This is a genomic window from Paraburkholderia sp. GAS38 (genome assembly GCF_050434965.1).
GTDB classification, from domain to species: domain Bacteria; phylum Pseudomonadota; class Gammaproteobacteria; order Burkholderiales; family Burkholderiaceae; genus Paraburkholderia; species Paraburkholderia phenazinium_A.
Map to the genome: position 1 here is coordinate 51355 of NZ_JBNDJO010000010.1, position 18104 is coordinate 69458.

The following is an 18104-nucleotide window of genomic DNA, read 5'->3' on the forward strand; positions in this document are numbered from 1 at the left end:
TGTCGTCTCCAATATTGATATATACGCGGCCCGCCCGGAAGACGCGCCCGTGATCGGATTATTGGAGTGGAAACTTACGGCCTACTGACGCGGTATCTCAAAACAAAGAGAATAGGGAGGTGGGGTCGGATGCGGTCTTTGTCTGCCAAGATGCATTCAAGTGTCGAGCATCGTCAAATAAATTGTCGGCATCTCGCGAATTTATATTTTCTGGGCGCCGGGCGGTTAGGGTAAGTCCCGGGCCGTTTCGCGTACCTTTAAGCTGACGCGCACGAGTGTGCCGGCCAGCCGCGGCGCCGATTGATAGACGTTGTCGTCGATCGTCAGCGTGCCGCCGTGCATGGTTGCGATCTCGCGGACGATGGCGAGGCCAAGCCCGCTGCCGTCGCCCTCCCGGCCGAGAATCCGGTAGAAGCGTTCGATCACCCGCGCCCGTTCCGCGACCGGAATGCCGAGGCCGGTGTCTTCCACCTCCAGATGGACCTGCCGCGTGGCCGCGTCCGGCCTCACCCGCACGGTGATACGTCCGCCGGCCGGTGTGTAGCGGATCGCGTTGTCGATCAGGTTGGAGAGCATCTCGCGCAACATCAGCAGACTGCCGTCTATTTCCACCGCTTCGTCCGGCCCTTCGTAGCCGAGATCCATCTGCTTGGCGAGCGCGGCCTGCACCCAGTCGCGTACCGCGTTGCGGGCAACCTCGGTGATCTCGACCGGCGCAAAAATCTGCCCCGACAGCCGGTTTTCCGCCCGCGCCAACGCCAGCAACTGTGTGACGAGCCGCGCCGCGTGTTCGGAGCTGGTGGCGATCTGCTCGAGCGAGCGGTGCACTTCCTCGGACACGTCCTGGCGCAGCGCCAGCTCGGCCTGGGTGCGCAGGCCGGCGAGCGGGGTCTTCATCTGGTGGGCTGCATCGGCGATGAAGCGCTTTTGCAGCTCCATATTCTGTTCGAGACGCGTTAGCAGGTCGTTGAACGACGTGACCAGCGGTTCGATCTCCGGCGGTGCGCGGCGCGATTCGAGCGGCGACAGGTCGTCCGGACGCCGCGCCCGGATATGGGCTTGCAGCGCGTGCAGCGGCGCGAGCCCGCGCGACAGTCCGAACCACACCAGCACGATCGCCAGCGGCAGGATCACGAACTGCGGCAGGATTACGCCTTTGATGATGTCGTTGGCGAGCTGGCTGCGCTTGTCGAGCGTCTCGCCCACCTGCACCAGCACCGGCAGCGCGCCAGGCGTCTGTGGAAACTCGACCGTCGTATAGGCGACGCGGATGTCGTTGCCGCGCAGCACGTCGTCGCGGAACTCGACGAGCCCCGGCGGCGGCCGGTCTTCCTCGTGCGGCAGCGGCATGTCGCGATCGCCGCCCACCAGTTCGCCGCGCGTGCCGAGCACCTGGTAGAACACCTTGTCGACGTTGTCCGCACTCAGGAAGTCACGCGTCGCATCGGGCAGCGACAGTTCGGCGACGCCGTTGACCGGATGGATCTGCCGCGCCAGCACATAGGCATCGGTTTCGAGCGCGCGGTCGAACGGGCCGTTGGCGATCGACTTGGCGACCAGATACGTGACCGCAATGCTCATCGGCCACAGCAGCAGTAGCGGCGCCAGCATCCAGTCGAGAATTTCGCCGAACAGCGAGCGCGGCCGGGCCTCGGCGGCGGCTTCGGTTTCGTCGGGCGGCGCGAACGGGTTCGCGTAGCGGGCGTCGCGCGCCTCGTCGTCGAGGTCCGCCGCTTGCGCTGTGGCGCGCTCTACGCGTGCGGACATGGGTGGTCTCTATTTGAAGTGGTGGCTCGCGGGCATCGCGCTGGATGCGGGCGAGGCGGGCGCGGCCGGTTCGGGCGTCGAGCGTGAGGCGTGCGTGTCGGACGCCGCTCCGGCCGGCGTGGCCGAGGTGGCCTTTTCCAGGCAGTAGCCGAGGCCGCGCACGGTGATGATGCGCACACCGCTCGGCTCGATCTTCTTGCGCAGCCGGTGCACGTAGACTTCGATCGCGTTGTTGCTGACCTCTTCGCCCCATTCGCACAGGTGATCGACCAGTTGCTCTTTCGACACCAGCCGGCCGATCCGCTGCAGCAGCACTTCGAGCAGGCCCAGTTCGCGCGCGGACAACTCGATCACCTGCTCGTTGATATAAGCGATCCGGCCAACCTGATCGAACGACAGCGAGCCATGCCGCACCACCGTCGGGCCGCCGCCCGCGCCGCGGCGGGTCAGCGCCCGCACGCGCGCCTCGAGTTCGTTGAGGGCGAAGGGCTTGGCCATATAGTCGTCGGCGCCGAGGTCGAGGCCTTTGACGCGTTCGTCGACGCTGTCCGCCGCGGTCAGGATCAGCACCGGCAGGTTCGAATTGCGCGCCCGCAGACGGCGCAGCACCTCAAGCCCGGACATGCGCGGCAGGCCGAGATCGAGTATCAGCAGGTCGAACGTTTGCATCGACAGCGCGGTATCGGCTTCGACGCCGTTCTTCACGTGATCAACGGCGTATGCCGATTGGCGGAGTGATCGAACGAGACCGTCCGCGAGTATGCTGTCATCTTCGGCAATGAGAATTCGCATGATGCGCCAGCCTGGCTTTGCCGGCACCGTGATATCGCCCGGCGCGCAGCGGTCTCCAACGATTTTTGTGGGTAGTGTGGCGCACCCCGATCGCACATAAATGTCTCCACGTGCGAATCGTGCTTGCCAAAACTACTGTTTTTTTATACAGTGTCTGCGTTTAGCGTGCTGTCCGTGATGAATGGGCTGCACATCTGCCTCAGACGCCGTTCATCATAGCAAAGGACGATTCATGGAAGAAAGCAAGAAAGGCTCGGCTGGACTGACTGCTGAAAAGAGCAAGGCATTGGCTGCCGCGCTCGCGCAGATTGAAAAACAGTTCGGCAAAGGGTCGGTCATGCGACTCGGCGCAGGTGAGGTAGTCGAAGATATCCAGGTGGTCTCAACGGGATCGCTGGGTCTTGACATCGCACTGGGTGTCGGCGGTTTGCCGCGTGGCCGTGTGGTCGAAATCTACGGGCCGGAATCGTCGGGTAAAACCACGCTGACACTGCAGGTTGTCGCCGAAATGCAGAAGCTCGGCGGCACAGCAGCGTTTATCGACGCGGAACACGCGTTGGACATCCAATACGCCGGCAAGCTCGGCGTGAACGTGAACGATCTGCTGGTTTCGCAGCCGGACACGGGCGAACAGGCGCTGGAAATCTGCGACGCGCTGGTGCGTTCGGGTTCCATCGACATGATCGTGATCGACTCGGTCGCGGCACTGGTGCCGAAGGCTGAAATCGAAGGCGAAATGGGCGACTCGCTGCCGGGTCTGCAAGCGCGTCTGATGTCGCAGGCGCTGCGCAAGCTCACCGGCACGATCAAGCGTACGAACTGCCTCGTCATCTTCATCAACCAGATCCGTATGAAGATCGGTGTGATGTTCGGCAACCCGGAAACCACCACGGGTGGTAATGCGCTGAAGTTCTACGCGTCGGTGCGTCTGGACATTCGCCGGATCGGTTCGATCAAGAAGAACGACGAAGTGATCGGCAACGAAACGCGCGTGAAGGTCGTCAAGAACAAGGTCGCGCCGCCGTTCCGCGAGGCGATTTTCGACATCCTGTACGGCGAAGGCATTTCGCGTCAGGGTGAAGTGATCGACCTGGGTGTGTCGGCGAAGATCGTCGACAAGGCTGGCGCCTGGTACAGCTACAACGGCGACCGGATCGGTCAGGGTAAAGACAACGCACGTGAATTCCTGCGTGAGAATCCCGAGATCGCACGCGAAATCGAAAATCGCATCCGTGAATCGCTGGGCGTGAACGCAATGGCGGAAGCCGCCGTGGGCGCAAGCGCTGAAGTCGCGGGCGAAGAGGAGTGATCGTCGCGTGATACGCAAGGGCCGGCCTGTATCTCATGCAGGACGTGATGCGGACGGCCCGCGTGACGGTGATCCCGACGGAGACTCCTTCGACCCGTTCGAGTCTTTCGACGCGCACGATCAGGCTTCGGGCCGCGCGTCTGCGTCTCAACGTACTTCCGGCAGTTCCACATCGCCGGATTCTGGCGATGCCGCCAGCGCTTCCGCAGAAACCACCTACACCCGCTCGCGCCGCACGCCCGGCGAGGCGCCGTCCGATGACGACCGCGCCGCAAAATCCCAGCGCCCCGCTCGTTCGCTGAAAGGCCGCGCGCTCGGTTACCTGTCCCGCCGCGAATACAGCCGCGCCGAACTCGCGCGCAAGCTGACGCCCTTCGTCGAAGAGACCGATTCTCTGGAGACTTTGCTCGATTCGCTTGAAAGCGAGGGTTGGCTATCCGATTCGCGTTTCGCCGAGAGCCTGGTCCACCGTCGCTCGTCACGTCTTGGCGCCAACCGGATTGTCGGTGAGTTGAAGCGGCACGCGGTCGGCCAGACGTTGATCGAGGAGGCGAGCGCCCAGTTGCGCGAAACCGAACTGGCGCGTGCCCAGGCGGTCTGGCGCAAGAAATACGGCGAGCTTCCGCAAACCCAGGCTGAGCGAGCAAAGCAGGCGCGCTTTCTCGCCGCGCGCGGATTCTCCGGCGCGACGATCAGCAAGATCCTTAAGGGCATCGAGGACGAGTGGGCTGACGGCTAACGGCTAACGACGGCTAACATCAGACGCGCAGCGGGCCGCAGCCAGGACGCAGCCGGACCCAGCAACTCACACCCACACCACCCAGCAACCCACACCCCCGTCCGAACCGTTTGGCGCCCACGCCCGACGCGACACCAGGCCGCATCCGCCGGCCCCGGATTGGTGCTATGCACAATCCAACCTGTCTCAAATACCCGGTATGCTAAAATCAAGGGGTTTTCCAATTCGGCCTTTTCCTTCCGCATGCCGCTTTCCCCGCCCGTCTCCCGTCAGTTGCGCCATCGCCGCGCAATTCGTGCGGAAGCCTATGAGCGCGAGGACGGCCTGTGGGACATAGAGGCGTGTCTCACCGACCAAAAGCCACGTGATGTGGCACTTGCGTCGGGCGTCCGGCCCAACGGTCTGCCGATCCATGAACTCTGGCTCCGCATTACGATCGATCGCAAGCTCAACGTTGTCGACGCGCAAGCGTCGTCCGACTGGGTGCCCTATCCCGGTCTGTGCGAAGCCACCAATCCCGCCTATCGGGCCCTCATCGGGCTCAATCTGTTCAACAACTTTCGCCGCGAAGCCGCCCGTTTGCTGGGAGGCACGGCAGGTTGCACGCATCTCACCGAGTTGTGCGCTTTCCTTCCCACGGCCGCCATTCAGGCGTTCGCCGGTGAAGTGTGGAACACGAACGATAGTAAGCCGCCGCACGAAGCGGCTCCAGGGGACGCATCAGGGGACGGTTCACCCAAAGCCTCAGACGAACACTCAAACGACAAGCCGCCATTCCAGCTGGGTCGCTGCCACGCGCTGCGATTCGACGGCGAGGCGGTGCGACAGTTTTATCCGCGCTGGTATGGCCACGCGCCGCGTTCAGCGGAGCGTGCGGATACAGCAAGCGAACAAACACGCCACGCCGCCGGAAACGGCAACGGCGCCGGCACGTCCCGTTTGAACGACAGCAGCGGAAACGAAGTTCAATCCAACTCTCAGACTGAAGGGAATCACGCATGAAGATTCACGAGTACCAGGGTAAGGAAATCCTGCGGAAATTCGGCGTCGCGGTACCGCGCGGCAAGCCGGTCTTCTCGGTGGATGACGCGGTCAAGGCCGCTGAAGAGCTCGGCGGCCCGGTATGGGTCGTGAAGGCTCAGATCCACGCGGGTGGCCGTGGCAAGGGTGGCGGCGTGAAGGTCGCAAAGTCGCTGGAACAGGTTCGTGAATACTCGAACCAGATCCTCGGCATGCAACTCGTCACGCACCAGACTGGCCCGGAAGGCCAGAAGGTGAATCGCCTGCTGATCGAAGAAGGCGCTGACATCAAGAAGGAACTGTATGTCGGCCTCGTGATCGATCGCGTCTCGCAGAAAGTCGTCGTGATGGCTTCGAGCGAAGGCGGCATGGACGTCGAAGAAGTCGCGGAAAAGACGCCTGAGCTGATCCACAAGATCGCTGTCGACCCGTCGGTCGGTCTGAAAGATTCGGAAGCGGATGAACTCGCCACGAAGATCGGCGTGCCCGCCGCTTCGTTGCCGCAAGCACGCGCGATCCTGCAAGGCCTGTACAAGGCGTTCTGGGACACCGACGCATCGCTGGCCGAAATCAACCCGCTGATCCTGACCGGCGACGGCAAGGTCATCGCGCTGGACGCCAAGTTCAACTTCGACTCGAACGCCCTGTTCCGTCATCCGGAAATCGTGGCTTACCGCGATCTGGACGAAGAAGATCCGGCTGAAGTCGAAGCATCGAAGTTCGACCTCGCGTACATCTCGCTCGACGGCAACATCGGCTGCCTCGTGAACGGCGCTGGCCTTGCAATGGCAACGATGGACACCATCAAGCTGTTCGGCGGCGAACCGGCGAACTTCCTGGACGTGGGCGGTGGCGCCACGACCGAGAAGGTCACGGAAGCGTTCAAGATCATGCTGAAGAACCCGAATCTGACGGCCATTCTGGTCAATATTTTCGGTGGCATCATGCGCTGCGACGTGATCGCGGAAGGCGTGATCGCGGCTTCGAAGGCTGTCTCGCTGAAGGTGCCGCTCGTGGTCCGCATGAAGGGCACGAACGAAGACCTGGGCAAGAAGATGCTGGCTGAATCCGGCCTGCCGATCATCGCGGCAGACAGCATGGAAGAAGCGGCTCAGAAGGTCGTCGCGGCCGCTGCGGGCAAGGCGTAAGCCTGCCGGGCGTTTTCCAGGCGAATTTGCCAAGGCGGGTTTGCCAGGGCGGGTTTGCCAAGGATTAACCAGGATTACGAATGGCGGCGCGTGAGCGACGCGGGTGAAGAACAATCCCGCCCCGCTCGCGGCGCCAGACGAACAGAGGTCAATACATGTCGATTCTGATCAACAAAGACACCAAGGTCATCACGCAGGGCATTACCGGCAAGACCGGTCAGTTCCACACGCGTGCTTGCCGTGAATACGCAAACGGCCGCGAAGCTTTCGTCGCCGGCGTGAACCCGAAGAAGGCCGGCGAAGATTTCGAAGGCATTCCTATCTACGCAAGCGTGAAGGAAGCGGCGGCTGAAACCGGCGCAACCGTTTCGGTTATCTACGTTCCGCCGGCAGGCGCAGCGGCAGCAATCTGGGAAGCCGTCGAGGCGGATCTGGATCTCGCAATCTGTATCACGGAAGGCATTCCTGTCCGCGACATGATCGAGATCAAGGACCGTATGCGTCGCGAAAACCGCAAGACGCTGCTGCTCGGACCGAACTGCCCGGGCACGATCACGCCGGACGAACTGAAGATCGGCATCATGCCGGGTCACATCCACCGCAAGGGCCGCATCGGCGTCGTGTCGCGTTCGGGCACGCTGACGTATGAAGCAGTCGGCCAGTTGACGGCGATCGGCCTCGGCCAGTCGTCGGCAGTCGGTATCGGCGGCGACCCGATCAACGGTCTGAAGCACATCGACGTCATGAAGATGTTCAACGACGATCCGGATACGGACGCCGTCATCATGATCGGCGAGATCGGCGGTCCGGACGAAGCGAATGCCGCTGAGTGGATCAAGGGCAACATGAAGAAGCCGGTGGTTGGCTTCATCGCGGGTGTCACGGCTCCGGCCGGCAAGCGCATGGGTCACGCTGGCGCGCTGATCTCGGGCGGTGCCGATACGGCAGAAGCCAAGCTGGAAATCATGGAAGCTTGCGGTATCAAGGTCACGAAGAACCCGTCGGAAATGGCGCGTCTTCTGAAGGCGATGCTGTAAATCGAAATAGGCCGGCCAGATCGGCCTGTTTTTTGATACTCTTACGAACTCCTTTCGTAAGAGCGCAGTCCTAAAGCGAGGGAGCGAGTAATTGCTCCCTCGCTTTTTTGTCGACCAGAGTTAGCGCTTTGGCTGTCGGTCAGAGTTCGCGCTTACTCTGGTCCCATGCAGCCTCATCGCGGTCGACTGCGCGCTCTGCATTCTTTGGTTTTCTGTTCATGCTCGAGTTCTTCACCACGCTCCATTGGGGCGCCGTCATTCAGATCATCGTGATCGACATCCTGCTGGGTGGCGATAACGCGGTGGTGATTGCGCTCGCCTGCCGCAACCTGCCGGCGTCTCAGCGCGTGAAGGGCGTTTTGTGGGGCACGGCCGGGGCGATCGTGCTGCGTGTCGCGCTGATCGCGTTCGCGGTGGTGCTGCTCGACGTGCCGTTGCTGAAATTCGCCGGCGGCCTGCTGCTGCTGTGGATCGGCGTGCGTCTGATGGCGCCCGCGCACGATGCCCACGACAGCATCAAGCCCGCCGACAAGCTGATCACCGCGATCAAAACCATTATCGTCGCGGACGCGGTGATGAGCCTCGACAACGTCATCGCGATTGCCGGCGCGGCCGAAGCGGCCGATCCGGAGCATCGCCTCGCGCTGGTGATCTTCGGGCTGATCGTGAGCATCCCGCTGATCGTGTGGGGCAGTCAGTTGGTGCTGAAACTGCTGGACCGCTTTCCCATCGTCATTACGCTCGGGGCGGCACTGCTGGGCTGGATTGCCGGCGGCCTCATCATCAACGACCCGGCCGGCGACCGCTGGCCGATCCTCGACTCGCCGGTGGCCGAGTACGGCACGAGTATCGCCGGTGCGCTATTCGTGGTGATCCTCGGCTACCTGCTCAAGCGCCGCAACGCGAGCCGGGCCGCCGGACAGTTGCCGCCCGGCGCGCCGCCACCTTCGCATTGAGGGTGGCGTGGTCTGCGGACCATCCGGCAGTAGAGGCCTCGCGTTAGCCATTCGGCTGACTGTTTAGGATCCGCGCGGCTGGCTACGATCAAGGCGCCTGTTCCGATTCACGGAGCAGGCGTTTTTCGTTTCAGGAGCCTGCCGATGACCGTTACTGTTCTCACCTCTTCATTCCGTTGCGTCCTGTTGCGGCGCGACGACCCTGCCTCGGGCGCACCCATCGCCGACCCCGGCGTGCAATGGCCCGCGCGGATCGTGCGCGCCAGCCGCAAGCTCGGCTTCACGCTGATCGAACTGATGATCGTGCTCGCCATCGTCGGGGTGATCGCCGCGTATGCGATTCCCGCCTACCAGGACTATCTGGCCCGCAGCCGCGTGGGCGAGGGCTTGTCGCTCGCCGCTTCGGCGCGGCTTGCGGTGGCGGAAAACGCGGCCAGCGGCAGCGCGCTCGGCGGCGGCTATGCCCCGCCTACGGCCACGCGCAACGTCGAGTCCGTGAGCGTCGATGACGATACCGGCCAGATCACCGTCGCCTACTCCACACGCGTGGCGCCGGCCGGCTCGAATACGCTGGTGCTGGTGCCGTCGGTGCCCGACAACGCCGATACGCCGACTGCACGGGTCGCGCTGGTCAAGGGCGCGACCCAACCGGGAACGGTGACCTGGGAGTGTTTTGCCGGCGGCAAGAGCGCGTCGTCATTGCCCGCGCCGGGTGCTGGGCCGGCACCTGCCGACGCGCCGACCTTACCGTCTAACCTGGCGCCGCCTGAATGCCGGAGTTGAGGCTCAGTCAGGCGTGGAGATGGCGTAAGGGTGCCGGAGCTGTGTGATTTCGGGATATTTGGGCTGTCCGGCGCACAGCGGGAGGATTTTTTTGTATAGTGCGCCGGTTGCTGACGCCCCCGGTTACTCATGCCCACCCCATTTGCGCGCTATTTATCTCTGGTACTGCTGGCTTGTGCGTTGATTCTTCCTTACGCCGTAGTCAACCATACGTATCCGATCCCGACGTTTTACGCGGAATTTACCGCGTTGACGCTGTACGTGCTGACCAGCGCCGCCGTTGTGCTGCTGGTCTGGACGGAGCGCTCGCGCGTCACGTTTGCGTCGCCGGTGGTCGCGCTGGTGCCCTTGCTGTTTGGGCTGCTGCTGGTCGCGCAGACGTTCGTGCTGCCGGTCGCCCAGCCGTCGATGAACTGGCTCGGCGGCGGCTACCTGCTGGCGGCCTTCATGGCGACTCACGCCGGCTACAGCTTCACCCGGGTCAAGATGACCGAGACGGTGCTGCGCTGGGCGGCGGCGGCGCTGATCGTCGGCGGGCTGTTCGCGGTGTTCTGCCAGGTAATCCAGGTGTTTCATCTGGAGACCAAGGTGACGCCGCTGGTCGTCGCGTACAACATCACGGTCGATCGCCGGCCGTTCGGCAATATGGCGCAGGCCAATCACCTCGCCACCTATATTGCCTTCGCGATGGCCGGCGCCCTGTTCCTCGTGCAGACGCGGCGCTTGCCGGTGATCGCGTGGGCATTGCTGTCGATTATTTTCTCGACGGGGCTGGCGCTGACTGTTTCGCGTGGTCCGTGGCTGCAGATGGGTGTGATCGTGGTGGCCGGTTTCTGGATGGCGTTTGCCGAAATCCGCAGCAATCCCGCCTTGCGCCGCAGTAACCGCGAATGGCTGATTCCCGTGGCGCTTGGCGTGTTGTTCTTCATCGTCAATGCCGTGGTCCGTTGGGCCAACGTGCACTACCAGCTCGATCTGGCGGAGTCCGCGGCCGACCGCTTCAAGGACGCTGGCCAGATTGCCCCGCGCCTCGCGCTGTGGAAATACGGCTGGACGATGTTCAAGACACACCCGTTGCTGGGCGTCGGCTGGGGCGAGTTTCCGCGTTACCAGTACGATTTTGTCCGCACGCTGGGCGGCGTCGAGATTGCCAACAACTCGCACGACATCTTCCTCGATCTGTTGGGCAAGACCGGGCTGATCGGCTTGGCGATCGTGCTGCTGGGTCTGCTGGCCTGGCTCGTGCGCGTGGTGCGTGCACCGCACACTGCGGCGCGCGTGTTCGGCATCGCGTTGATTGGCGTGCTGGTGATGCATGCACTGGTCGAGTATCCGCAGCAATACATGTTCTTCCTGCTGCCGGCGATGTTCGTGTTCGGTCTGCTGGAAACGCGTTCGTTGCGACTGGTGCCGGGGCGCGTGTCGTTTGGCGTCTACGCGGTCATCGTGTTCGGTGGGTTGGCGGCGTTGTATCCGGTCTGCCGCGACTATAACCGCGCCGAGGTGCTGTACTACGGCGCGCGTCCGGCCGAGCAGTATGCCGACGATCCGTCGTTCCTGTTCCGCGCGTGGGGCGAATACGGGATGGCGACGCTGTTGCCGATGAACGCGATGGATCTGGATCACAAGCTGGCCATGCACAAGCAGGCGCTTGCGCTGCTGCCGGGGGAAACGGTATTGCGTCGCTATGCGGTGCTGCAGGCGCTGAGCGGCGATACGAATGCCGCCTTCGATACCGTGGCGCGTCTGAAGATTTTTTCGGAGGAGCTGCATGACTGGCCGTCGCAGCAGGGCTATCTGTACGAACTGTGCGATGAGCAGAAGAGCCTCGCGAGCTTCAAGGCGGAACTCGTCAAGCGGTACGGTACGCCGCCGAAGGACGTCAACCAGGACGATGACGACAGCGACAACTGAGCGCCGTCGCTGTCCGGCTTGAGGGGGGCGGTTGGGCGCAGCGGCGCTTAAGCCGCCACCCAATCTCCCGACTTCCCGCCGTGCTTCTCCAGCACTTTCACATCGGTGATCGTCATGCCGCGATCCACCGCCTTGCACATGTCGTACACGGTCAGCAGACCCACCTGTACGGCGGTCAGCGCTTCCATCTCCACGCCCGTGCGCCCCAACGTTTCCACCTGCACCGTGCAATGCACGCCAGGGAGCGTCTCGTCGAGTTCGAAATCCACCTTGACGCGCGTTAGCGCGAGCGGATGACACAGCGGAATCAGATCGGCGGTGCGCTTCGCGCCTTGAATCGCGGCGATGCGCGCGATCCCGATCACATCGCCTTTCTTCGCGTTGCCGTCGCGGATCAGCGCAAACGTCTCCGGCAACATGCGGATCGAGCCGCGCGCAATGGCGATGCGTTTGGTTTCCTGTTTGGCGCCGACGTCCACCATATGCGCTTGGCCGGCGGCGTCGAAGTGAGTGAGTTCAGGCATGGTGGGGCTCCTTCTGAGGGCGCTTATCTTAACAGCGCGGTGCCGCGGGCGATGGCCTCGCTGCCGGCCAACTACAACCCCGCGCCTTTTTGAACAACCGCCTGCGCCGGACTCGCCACAAAACCAAACCGCGCCGCCACATCGGCATGCGTTACGGGCTGCAACGGCAGCGTGATGCCGTCGCGCCAGTGGAACCGCCCGCTGTGACCGTCCTCCGCCAGTTCGGCGTGCTCAGAGAACAGATCGAGATCGTGATCGTGCAGCACGGCGATACGCGGCGGCGTCGATGAGTCCGTGAACAGCACACCGCCTTCATCATCCAGATACGCCGCGACAGGCTCAAACGCGTTTCCCGCCTGATCCGTCAACGTCAGCGTCAGCGAGCCATCGCCGCCGTCATCGCCGTCGCCGTCACTCGCGCCACTGCCACCATCGTCAGCCGCAGCAAGCCGAACCACCCACGGCGTATAACCCAACTCCACATACACCCGCTGCGGCCCGTTCTGAAAGAACCACTGCCCGCTGGGATCCGCTTCATAGTTCCGGTTGATGAACGCCAGCAACGCCGCATGGCGGATCGGCTCACCCGGTGCCCCACGCGCCTGGGCCGCCTCGTCGCGCATGCGCCAGTTGCCGCGCCGGTCGAGCAGCAGCCAGCCGGTGCAATGCGGCACGTTGGGCCATTTGGCGAGCGCCTGGCGAACGATGTCATCCATGGTCGACGAATGGGGTGAGGTAGTTGAAAACGCGCTGCGACAGCCAGTCGATACGCCCCGGAAACGGTCCCGTCATGAAGCCGACATGGCCGCCATGCTGCGGCTGATCGAGCTCGACCGCGCCCGATACCTCATGCCGCGCCGGCAGCACCGCGCCCGGCAGGAACGGATCGTTGCGCGCATTGAGCACGAGGGTGGGCACGGTGATCTCCGGCAGCAGCGGCCGGGTGGTCGCCCGGGTCCAATAGTCGTCGGCATCGCGAAAGCCGTGCAGCGGCGCGGTGACGACGTTATCGAACTCGTACATGGTACGGCTGGCGAGTACCGCGTTGGCGTCGAACAGGCCCGGATACTGTTCGAGCTTCTGCAGCGCCTTCACCTTCAGCGTCTTCAGGAAGTTGCGCGTGTAGATCTTGCCAAAGCCTTGCGACAACGCCCGGCCGCCGGCATGCACGTCGAGCGGGGCGGAGATCGCCGCCGCCGCGCTGACAAACGACGCGTCTTCGCGCCGCTCGCCGAGCCAGCGCAACAGCACGTTGCCGCCCAGCGAAACGCCCGCCGCGACGATCGGGCCGCGATGCGTCTCGCGCAGTCGTCGCAGCACCCAGTCGACCTCGGCGCTATCGGCGAGGTGATAGAAGCGCGGCAACAGATTCAGCGGTCCACTGCAGCTCCGAAAGTGCGGCACGACGCCGTGCCAGCCGCGCGCGTGCGCCGCAGCCATCAAGGTGCGGGCGTAGTGTGAGCCGGAATTTCCTTCGAGGCCGTGAAACAGGACAAACAGCGGAGTGTCGGACGAGCCGGCGTGATTCGATGTTTGCGGTGCCTGCGGCCCGGTCACCAGCCAGTCGAGTTCGATGAAATCGCCATCCGGCGTATCCCAGCGCTCGCGCCGGTAAGCCACCGCGGGAAGGCGGGCGAACAGAGCGGGAACAATGGTTTGGACATGGCTGTTCGGCAGCCACAGCGGCGCGCGATAGAACATGTCGACGCTCGCCTCAACCGCCGCCACGACGGCAGTTGCGGGGGAAGCGTTCTTGTTGTGCGTCGTACTCATACCTGCGACCGGAAAAAGCAGAAACGTGCAACGTCAGTGCAAAGACCCCTGACCATGACGCATTTTGGCAGCAAACTGATTCGCCGCTTCGTTCGGCATCGCACTTGCGTGAATATGTGCGATTTTCCATTCACCGCGCTCGTGGACCATCACGTAGGTGGTGAAGACCATGGTGGGCGCGACTTTCGGATCGGCCGGGCGGTGCGCTTCTGCAATCGCATACACCACCGTGCCGAGACTGTCGTACACGCGGATGTCGACGGGTTCGATCGAAACCGGCGTGGCTGCGAGCTGGACGGCCAGACCCGCGCGAATGGTATCGAGACCGTGCAGGTGGGCGCCGTCGGCGCTGATGTAGCTCGCGAATTCCTCATCGATCCACAGGCCCATCAAACTGTCGATATTGACCTCCGCGACCGCCTGGTAATAGGCGTTGAGGGTATCCGCAGCGGCTTCGAAGATGTGGGCAAAACGTGGCATGGCTCGTCAGTCTCTTGTGCGCGGCGCGCGCGGTTGCGGGGCAGCAGTAAAAACAGGACAACCAGGAACAACCCGGCGGGACAACCGCGAGGATGCCCGCGCTCCAGGGCGCGGGGATGACGCCGCGTGGCGTGCTTGCAACGCGGCGTGCGGCTGTCCGACGGTTCAGCGTTGCGCGAGGAGCATGCCGCGCAGATCGCCGAAAACCTGCTCGGCGCTCAGTTGCCGCAAGCAGTTCAGGTGACCGAGCGGACACTCGCGCTCAAAACAGGGACTGCATTCGAGATGCAACCATTGTACCTTCGCAAGCTCGGACAATGGCGGCGTGTGGCGCGGATCGGTCGAGCCGTACACGGCCACGAGCGGCCGGCGCAGCGCGGCCGCCACGTGCATCAGTCCGGAATCGTTGGTGACCACGGCGTTGGCGCGCGAGATCAGCGCGCACGCTTCGCCCAGCGCGGTCTGGCCGCACAGGTTGCGCACGTTCGGCGCGCGCTCGGCGATGGCCTGGGCGAGCGGTGCGTCTTTCGGCGAACCGAGCGCGACGATCTGCGTATAGGGGAACGACTGGCCGACGATTTGCGCCAGCGCCGCGAAATGCTCGGGCGGCCAGCGCTTGGCCGGACCGTATTCGGCGCCGGGGCAGAACACCAGCAGCGGCACCCGCGTGTCCAGATTGAAGCGAGCCGACACGCGCGAGGCTTCGTTCAGGTCGGCGTCGAGCCGCGGCATCGGCAGGTCGTCGGGCACTTTGGCGCCCGGCTTGTAGGCGAGCGCCGCGTAGTGGCCGACCATCGGCGGCCGCGCGTCCTTGCGTGGATTCGCGTGGCGCACGTTCAACAGGCCATAGCGGCTTTCGCCGGTATAGCCGATGCGCAGCGGAATACCGGCCATCCACGGAATCAGCGCTGATTTCAGCGAGTTCGGCAGCACGTAAGCCGCGTCGTAGCCGACGTCGCGCAGGTCGCTGGACAACTGCCAGCGGCGCAGCATCTGCAGCTTGCCGTGCGCGAGATCCGTGGCGTAGACGTCGCGGATCTCGGGCATGCGTTCGAGTACGGGTGCGACCCACGAGGGCGCAACCGCGTCGATCACGATGCGCGGATGCAGTTTCACGAGGCGCGAGAACAACGGCTGCGCCATCAATGCGTCACCGATCCAGTTCGGTGCGATAACCAACGCGCGACGCATCAGGGTGGATTTCCGGAGTCGAAACGAAGCGCTGCGCCTATCTGCGCGCGGCGTTCGGGTTTAAATAGGGAAGCGGCCGCATACCTCGCGCGAAGCCCGTGTGTCGGGCCTCGCCGCGGTTGCGGCCTGATTGTGATGGGCGTGCCCAGCGGGTGCGCGGCGATCAGTGGCCTTTGACCACTTCGCCGTCGCGCAGCTTGTAGCGCGTGCCGCAATACGGGCAGCGCGCTTCGCCGTGCGTGACGTCGATAAACACCCGCGGATGGGCGCTCCAGCGCGCCATGGACGGGTTCGGACAGTAGGCGGGCAGGTCTTTTGCCGACAGTTCGACCAGCGGCATTTCCTTGATTTCGCTCATGTGGGCTTTCTCTGTGGAGACAGGGCGCAGGCGCGCCGGCTAGGGCGGCCTGCTGTATTTTCAGAATCAGATTTTCGCGAGCCAGTGCGCGTACTTCTCGCTCTTGCCGTTGACGATGTCGAAGAAGCCGCTTTGCAGCTTTTCCGTAATCGGACCGCGCGAGCCCGAACCGATGGTGCGGTTGTCGAGTTCGCGGATCGGCGTGACTTCAGCGGCGGTGCCGGTGAAGAACGCTTCGTCGCAGGTGTAAACCTCGTCGCGCGTGATGCGCTTTTCGATCACTTCGATGCCGGCGTCTTTCGCCAGCGTGATGATCGTGTCGCGCGTGATGCCGTCGAGGCACGACGACAGGTCGGGCGTGTACAGCTTGCCGTTGTTCACGAGGAAGAAATTTTCGCCCGAACCTTCCGACACGTAGCCGTCCACGTCGAGCAGGAGCGCTTCGTCGTAGCCGTCGGCGGTGGCTTCCTGGTTAGCGAGGATCGAGTTCACGTACCAGCCCGATGCCTTGGCGCGGACCATGGAGACATTCACATGGTGGCGCGTGAACGACGAGGTCTTCACGCGAATGCCTTTCTTCAGGCCGTCTTCGCCCAGATACGCGCCCCACGGCCAGGCGGCGATCGCCACGTGGATGGTGTTGCCCTTGGCCGAGACGCCGAGCTTTTCCGAGCCGACCCAGATGATCGGGCGCAGGTAGCAGGACTCGAGCTTGTTTTCGCGCACCACTTCGCGCTGCGCGGCGGCGAGCGTTTCGTGGTCGAACGGTACGTCCATCTGGAAGATCTTGGCCGAATTCAGCAGGCGCTTGGTGTGTTCCTGCAGACGGAAAATGGCGGTGCCGCCGTCTGCCGTCTTGTAGGCGCGTACGCCCTCGAAGACGCCCATGCCGTAGTGCAGGGTATGCGTGAGCACGTGGATCTTGGCGTCGCGCCAATCGATGAGCTTGCCATCCATCCAGATCTTGCCGTCGCGGTCGGCCATTGACATACGATTCTCCAGCAGTGCGTTTGTGAAGGGTGTTGCGCAAGGCCGACCCGATGTCCGGCAAGCGGCGAAGTCCGTTATTTTAACGTCTTTTGCACACGGAACGGGCATTTGGCCGCACGGCGGACGCTATAATTCGGCGCACGCATAATACAAATCCGAATGCGCCAGCGGGTGCTCGACGACCTGGCGCCGACTCCATGCTGTCGCGGCGCCACCCCGCGTCTCGCCGTCCGCTGATGCTCGCTAGCCTGTCCGATCTCCACCGCCGTGCCTTCCGCGAAGGCCTGCGCGACTATTCGCCCACGCTGATGGCGATCTTCTCCTGGGGTCTCGTCACCGGCATCGCGATGAGCAAATCCGTGCTCACGCTGCCGCAGGCGCTCACCATGTCGCTGCTCTGCTATGCCGGTTCGTCGCAACTGGCGGTGCTGCCGCTGCTCGCCGCCAAATTGCCGGTCTGGACCGTGCTGCTGACCGCGGCCATGGTGAATACGCGTTTTGTGATCTTCAGTGCGGGTCTGGCGCCCCATTTCTCCTATCTGCCCATGTGGCGCCGGATCGTGCTCGGCTACTTCAACGGCGACGTCATCTATCTGCTGTTTCAGAAGAAAAGCTTTCAGACCGGTTACGTGCCGGGCAAGGAAGCCTATTACTGGGGCATGGCGAGTGCGAGCTGGCTGTCCTGGCAGGTGTCGTCGATCATCGGCATCCTGCTCGCCAGCATGATTCCGGACAAGTGGGGCCTCGCGCTCGCCGGGACGCTGGCGCTGATTCCCGTGATGGTCTCGGCCATCAACAGCCGGTCGACGCTCGTCGCTGTCTGCATTGCCGCGATCGTCGCGCTGCTCGGCTTCGACCTGCCGTACCGGCTGGCGCTGCCGTTGGCGGTGCTGGCGGCGATTGTCGCCGGCAGCGGCGCCGACCTGCTGATCGAGCGGGCCGATTTGCGGCGCATCCGCAGCGCCGCCGCCGATTCCCACGGAGATGCCCCATGACCAGCACGCAAATCTGGATCGCCATCTTCGGCATGATGTTCGTCACGGCGCTCACGCGCGCGCTGTTCCTGATCGGCGGCGAACGCACCGTCCTGCCGGAGCGCGTCCAGCGTATGCTGCGTTATGCGCCGGCTGCGGCGCTCGCCGCCGTGGTGCTGCCGGACGTGCTGGCGACCCCCGACGGACTCTCGTTCGCGCTGTCGAATCACGATTTTTACGCCACGCTTGCCGGGCTCGCCTGGTTCCTGTGGCGCCGCACGATGCTCGGCACGATCGTGGTCGGGATGCTGACCTTCACGGTTCTGCGTCTTGTTTTTCAGTGAGCGCC

At 63.6% G+C, this 18104-nt stretch carries 19 protein-coding genes; 10 read left to right on the forward strand and 9 right to left on the reverse strand.

All coding sequences use genetic code 11. The features are described 5' to 3' along the window. Positions 1-225: 225 nt before the first annotated feature. Together P3T42_RS22560 and P3T42_RS22565 are read right to left on the reverse strand one after the other, a co-directional pair. A complete protein-coding gene (locus P3T42_RS22560) occupies positions 226-1767 on the reverse strand; it encodes a sensor histidine kinase N-terminal domain-containing protein (RefSeq protein WP_429307298.1) in 1542 nt (513 codons plus the stop codon). Between the two features lie 9 nt (positions 1768-1776). Further along, the gene (locus P3T42_RS22565) at positions 1777-2559 is read right to left on the reverse strand and encodes a response regulator transcription factor (protein WP_074300706.1); all 783 of its coding nucleotides are present in this window, start codon (positions 2557-2559) and stop codon (positions 1777-1779) included. 232 nt (positions 2560-2791) lie between these two features. Between P3T42_RS22565 and recA the strand changes: the two genes are divergently transcribed. The 8 genes from recA (at position 2792) to P3T42_RS22605 (ending at position 11465) form a co-directional block, all read left to right on the forward strand. Continuing rightward, positions 2792-3868 carry a recombinase RecA gene (gene recA, locus P3T42_RS22570; protein WP_074300705.1) on the forward strand — a complete coding sequence of 359 codons (1077 nt, stop codon included), beginning with the start codon at positions 2792-2794 and terminating at the stop codon, positions 3866-3868. 7 nt (positions 3869-3875) lie between these two features. Then, positions 3876-4607, forward strand: a complete 732-nt coding sequence (gene recX / locus P3T42_RS22575) for a recombination regulator RecX (RefSeq protein WP_429307299.1) — start codon at positions 3876-3878, stop codon at positions 4605-4607. A 243-nt stretch (positions 4608-4850) separates the two neighbouring features. After that, complete coding sequence (locus tag P3T42_RS22580; RefSeq protein ID WP_429307300.1) at positions 4851-5609, forward strand: DUF2889 domain-containing protein; 759 nt, start codon at positions 4851-4853, stop codon at positions 5607-5609. Beyond that, the gene (gene sucC / locus P3T42_RS22585; protein WP_074300702.1) at positions 5606-6775 is read left to right on the forward strand and encodes an ADP-forming succinate--CoA ligase subunit beta; all 1170 of its coding nucleotides are present in this window, start codon (positions 5606-5608) and stop codon (positions 6773-6775) included. Before P3T42_RS22580 ends, sucC begins: the two co-directional genes overlap by 4 nt. A gap of 155 nt (positions 6776-6930) precedes the next feature. Next, complete coding sequence (gene sucD / locus P3T42_RS22590) at positions 6931-7812, forward strand: succinate--CoA ligase subunit alpha (RefSeq protein ID WP_074300701.1); 882 nt, start codon at positions 6931-6933, stop codon at positions 7810-7812. Between the two features lie 218 nt (positions 7813-8030). Next, entirely contained in the window at positions 8031-8768 is a 738-nt protein-coding gene (locus P3T42_RS22595; RefSeq protein ID WP_074300700.1) for a TerC family protein, read from the forward strand. 144 nt (positions 8769-8912) lie between these two features. After that, positions 8913-9551: a pilin gene (locus P3T42_RS22600; RefSeq protein ID WP_429307301.1), complete on the forward strand. Its 639-nt coding sequence runs from the start codon at positions 8913-8915 to the stop codon at positions 9549-9551. 129 nt (positions 9552-9680) lie between these two features. After that, positions 9681-11465, forward strand: coding sequence for a PglL family O-oligosaccharyltransferase (locus tag P3T42_RS22605; protein WP_429307302.1), 1785 nt, complete (start codon positions 9681-9683; stop codon positions 11463-11465). A 47-nt stretch (positions 11466-11512) separates the two neighbouring features. Here P3T42_RS22605 and moaC read toward each other — a convergent pair whose 3' ends face one another. From moaC to P3T42_RS22640, 7 genes are all read right to left on the reverse strand, one after another. Next, entirely contained in the window at positions 11513-11989 is a 477-nt protein-coding gene (gene moaC, locus P3T42_RS22610) for a cyclic pyranopterin monophosphate synthase MoaC (RefSeq protein ID WP_074300698.1), read from the reverse strand. A gap of 71 nt (positions 11990-12060) precedes the next feature. Then, positions 12061-12705: a DUF2946 family protein gene (locus P3T42_RS22615; protein ID WP_429307303.1), complete on the reverse strand. Its 645-nt coding sequence runs from the start codon at positions 12703-12705 to the stop codon at positions 12061-12063. Further along, positions 12698-13762 carry a hydrolase gene (locus P3T42_RS22620; RefSeq protein ID WP_074300696.1) on the reverse strand — a complete coding sequence of 355 codons (1065 nt, stop codon included), beginning with the start codon at positions 13760-13762 and terminating at the stop codon, positions 12698-12700. Before P3T42_RS22620 ends, P3T42_RS22615 begins: the two co-directional genes overlap by 8 nt. A 33-nt stretch (positions 13763-13795) precedes the next feature. After that, positions 13796-14242 (reverse strand): nuclear transport factor 2 family protein, encoded by a 447-nt coding sequence (locus P3T42_RS22625; protein ID WP_074300695.1) that lies wholly within the window; start codon positions 14240-14242, stop codon positions 13796-13798. 165 nt (positions 14243-14407) lie between these two features. Beyond that, positions 14408-15433 (reverse strand): lipopolysaccharide heptosyltransferase II, encoded by a 1026-nt coding sequence (gene waaF, locus P3T42_RS22630; protein WP_074300694.1) that lies wholly within the window; start codon positions 15431-15433, stop codon positions 14408-14410. Positions 15434-15596: 163 nt separating this feature from the next. Further along, entirely contained in the window at positions 15597-15791 is a 195-nt protein-coding gene (locus P3T42_RS22635) for a zinc-finger domain-containing protein (protein ID WP_074300693.1), read from the reverse strand. Positions 15792-15857: 66 nt separating this feature from the next. Beyond that, positions 15858-16781 carry a branched-chain amino acid transaminase gene (locus P3T42_RS22640; RefSeq protein WP_074300692.1) on the reverse strand — a complete coding sequence of 308 codons (924 nt, stop codon included), beginning with the start codon at positions 16779-16781 and terminating at the stop codon, positions 15858-15860. A 236-nt stretch (positions 16782-17017) separates the two neighbouring features. On the opposite strand from P3T42_RS22640, the gene P3T42_RS22645 reads away from it, so the two are divergent. Together P3T42_RS22645 and P3T42_RS22650 are read left to right on the forward strand one after the other, a co-directional pair. Continuing rightward, entirely contained in the window at positions 17018-17776 is a 759-nt protein-coding gene (locus tag P3T42_RS22645) for an AzlC family ABC transporter permease (RefSeq protein WP_429307412.1), read from the forward strand. After that, on the forward strand, positions 17773-18099 hold the full coding sequence (locus P3T42_RS22650) for an AzlD domain-containing protein (RefSeq protein ID WP_429307304.1): 327 nt from the start codon (positions 17773-17775) through the stop codon (positions 18097-18099). The genes P3T42_RS22645 and P3T42_RS22650 overlap by 4 nt, the downstream gene beginning before the upstream one ends. Positions 18100-18104 lie beyond the last annotated feature (5 nt).

Excerpts from the sequence above, each read along its gene's own strand:
- P3T42_RS22565 (WP_074300706.1), bottom strand. The coding sequence starts at position 2,559 with ATGCGAATTCTCATTGCCGAAGATGACAGCATACTCGCGGACGGTCTC.
- recA (WP_074300705.1), top strand. The coding sequence starts at position 2,792 with ATGGAAGAAAGCAAGAAAGGCTCGGCTGGACTGACTGCTGAAAAGAGC.
- moaC (WP_074300698.1), bottom strand. The coding sequence starts at position 11,989 with ATGCCTGAACTCACTCACTTCGACGCCGCCGGCCAAGCGCATATGGTG.
- P3T42_RS22640 (WP_074300692.1), bottom strand. The coding sequence starts at position 16,781 with ATGTCAATGGCCGACCGCGACGGCAAGATCTGGATGGATGGCAAGCTC.
- P3T42_RS22600 (WP_429307301.1), top strand. The coding sequence starts at position 8,913 with ATGACCGTTACTGTTCTCACCTCTTCATTCCGTTGCGTCCTGTTGCGG.
- waaF (WP_074300694.1), bottom strand. The coding sequence starts at position 15,433 with ATGCGTCGCGCGTTGGTTATCGCACCGAACTGGATCGGTGACGCATTG.
- P3T42_RS22595 (WP_074300700.1), top strand. The coding sequence starts at position 8,031 with ATGCTCGAGTTCTTCACCACGCTCCATTGGGGCGCCGTCATTCAGATC.
- P3T42_RS22560 (WP_429307298.1), bottom strand. The coding sequence starts at position 1,767 with ATGTCCGCACGCGTAGAGCGCGCCACAGCGCAAGCGGCGGACCTCGAC.
- P3T42_RS22625 (WP_074300695.1), bottom strand. The coding sequence starts at position 14,242 with ATGCCACGTTTTGCCCACATCTTCGAAGCCGCTGCGGATACCCTCAAC.
- P3T42_RS22635 (WP_074300693.1), bottom strand. The coding sequence starts at position 15,791 with ATGAGCGAAATCAAGGAAATGCCGCTGGTCGAACTGTCGGCAAAAGAC.
- sucD (WP_074300701.1), top strand. The coding sequence starts at position 6,931 with ATGTCGATTCTGATCAACAAAGACACCAAGGTCATCACGCAGGGCATT.
- P3T42_RS22650 (WP_429307304.1), top strand. The coding sequence starts at position 17,773 with ATGACCAGCACGCAAATCTGGATCGCCATCTTCGGCATGATGTTCGTC.
- sucC (WP_074300702.1), top strand. The coding sequence starts at position 5,606 with ATGAAGATTCACGAGTACCAGGGTAAGGAAATCCTGCGGAAATTCGGC.
- P3T42_RS22580 (WP_429307300.1), top strand. The coding sequence starts at position 4,851 with ATGCCGCTTTCCCCGCCCGTCTCCCGTCAGTTGCGCCATCGCCGCGCA.
- P3T42_RS22605 (WP_429307302.1), top strand. The coding sequence starts at position 9,681 with ATGCCCACCCCATTTGCGCGCTATTTATCTCTGGTACTGCTGGCTTGT.
- P3T42_RS22615 (WP_429307303.1), bottom strand. The coding sequence starts at position 12,705 with ATGGATGACATCGTTCGCCAGGCGCTCGCCAAATGGCCCAACGTGCCG.
- P3T42_RS22645 (WP_429307412.1), top strand. The coding sequence starts at position 17,018 with ATGCTCGCTAGCCTGTCCGATCTCCACCGCCGTGCCTTCCGCGAAGGC.
- P3T42_RS22620 (WP_074300696.1), bottom strand. The coding sequence starts at position 13,762 with ATGAGTACGACGCACAACAAGAACGCTTCCCCCGCAACTGCCGTCGTG.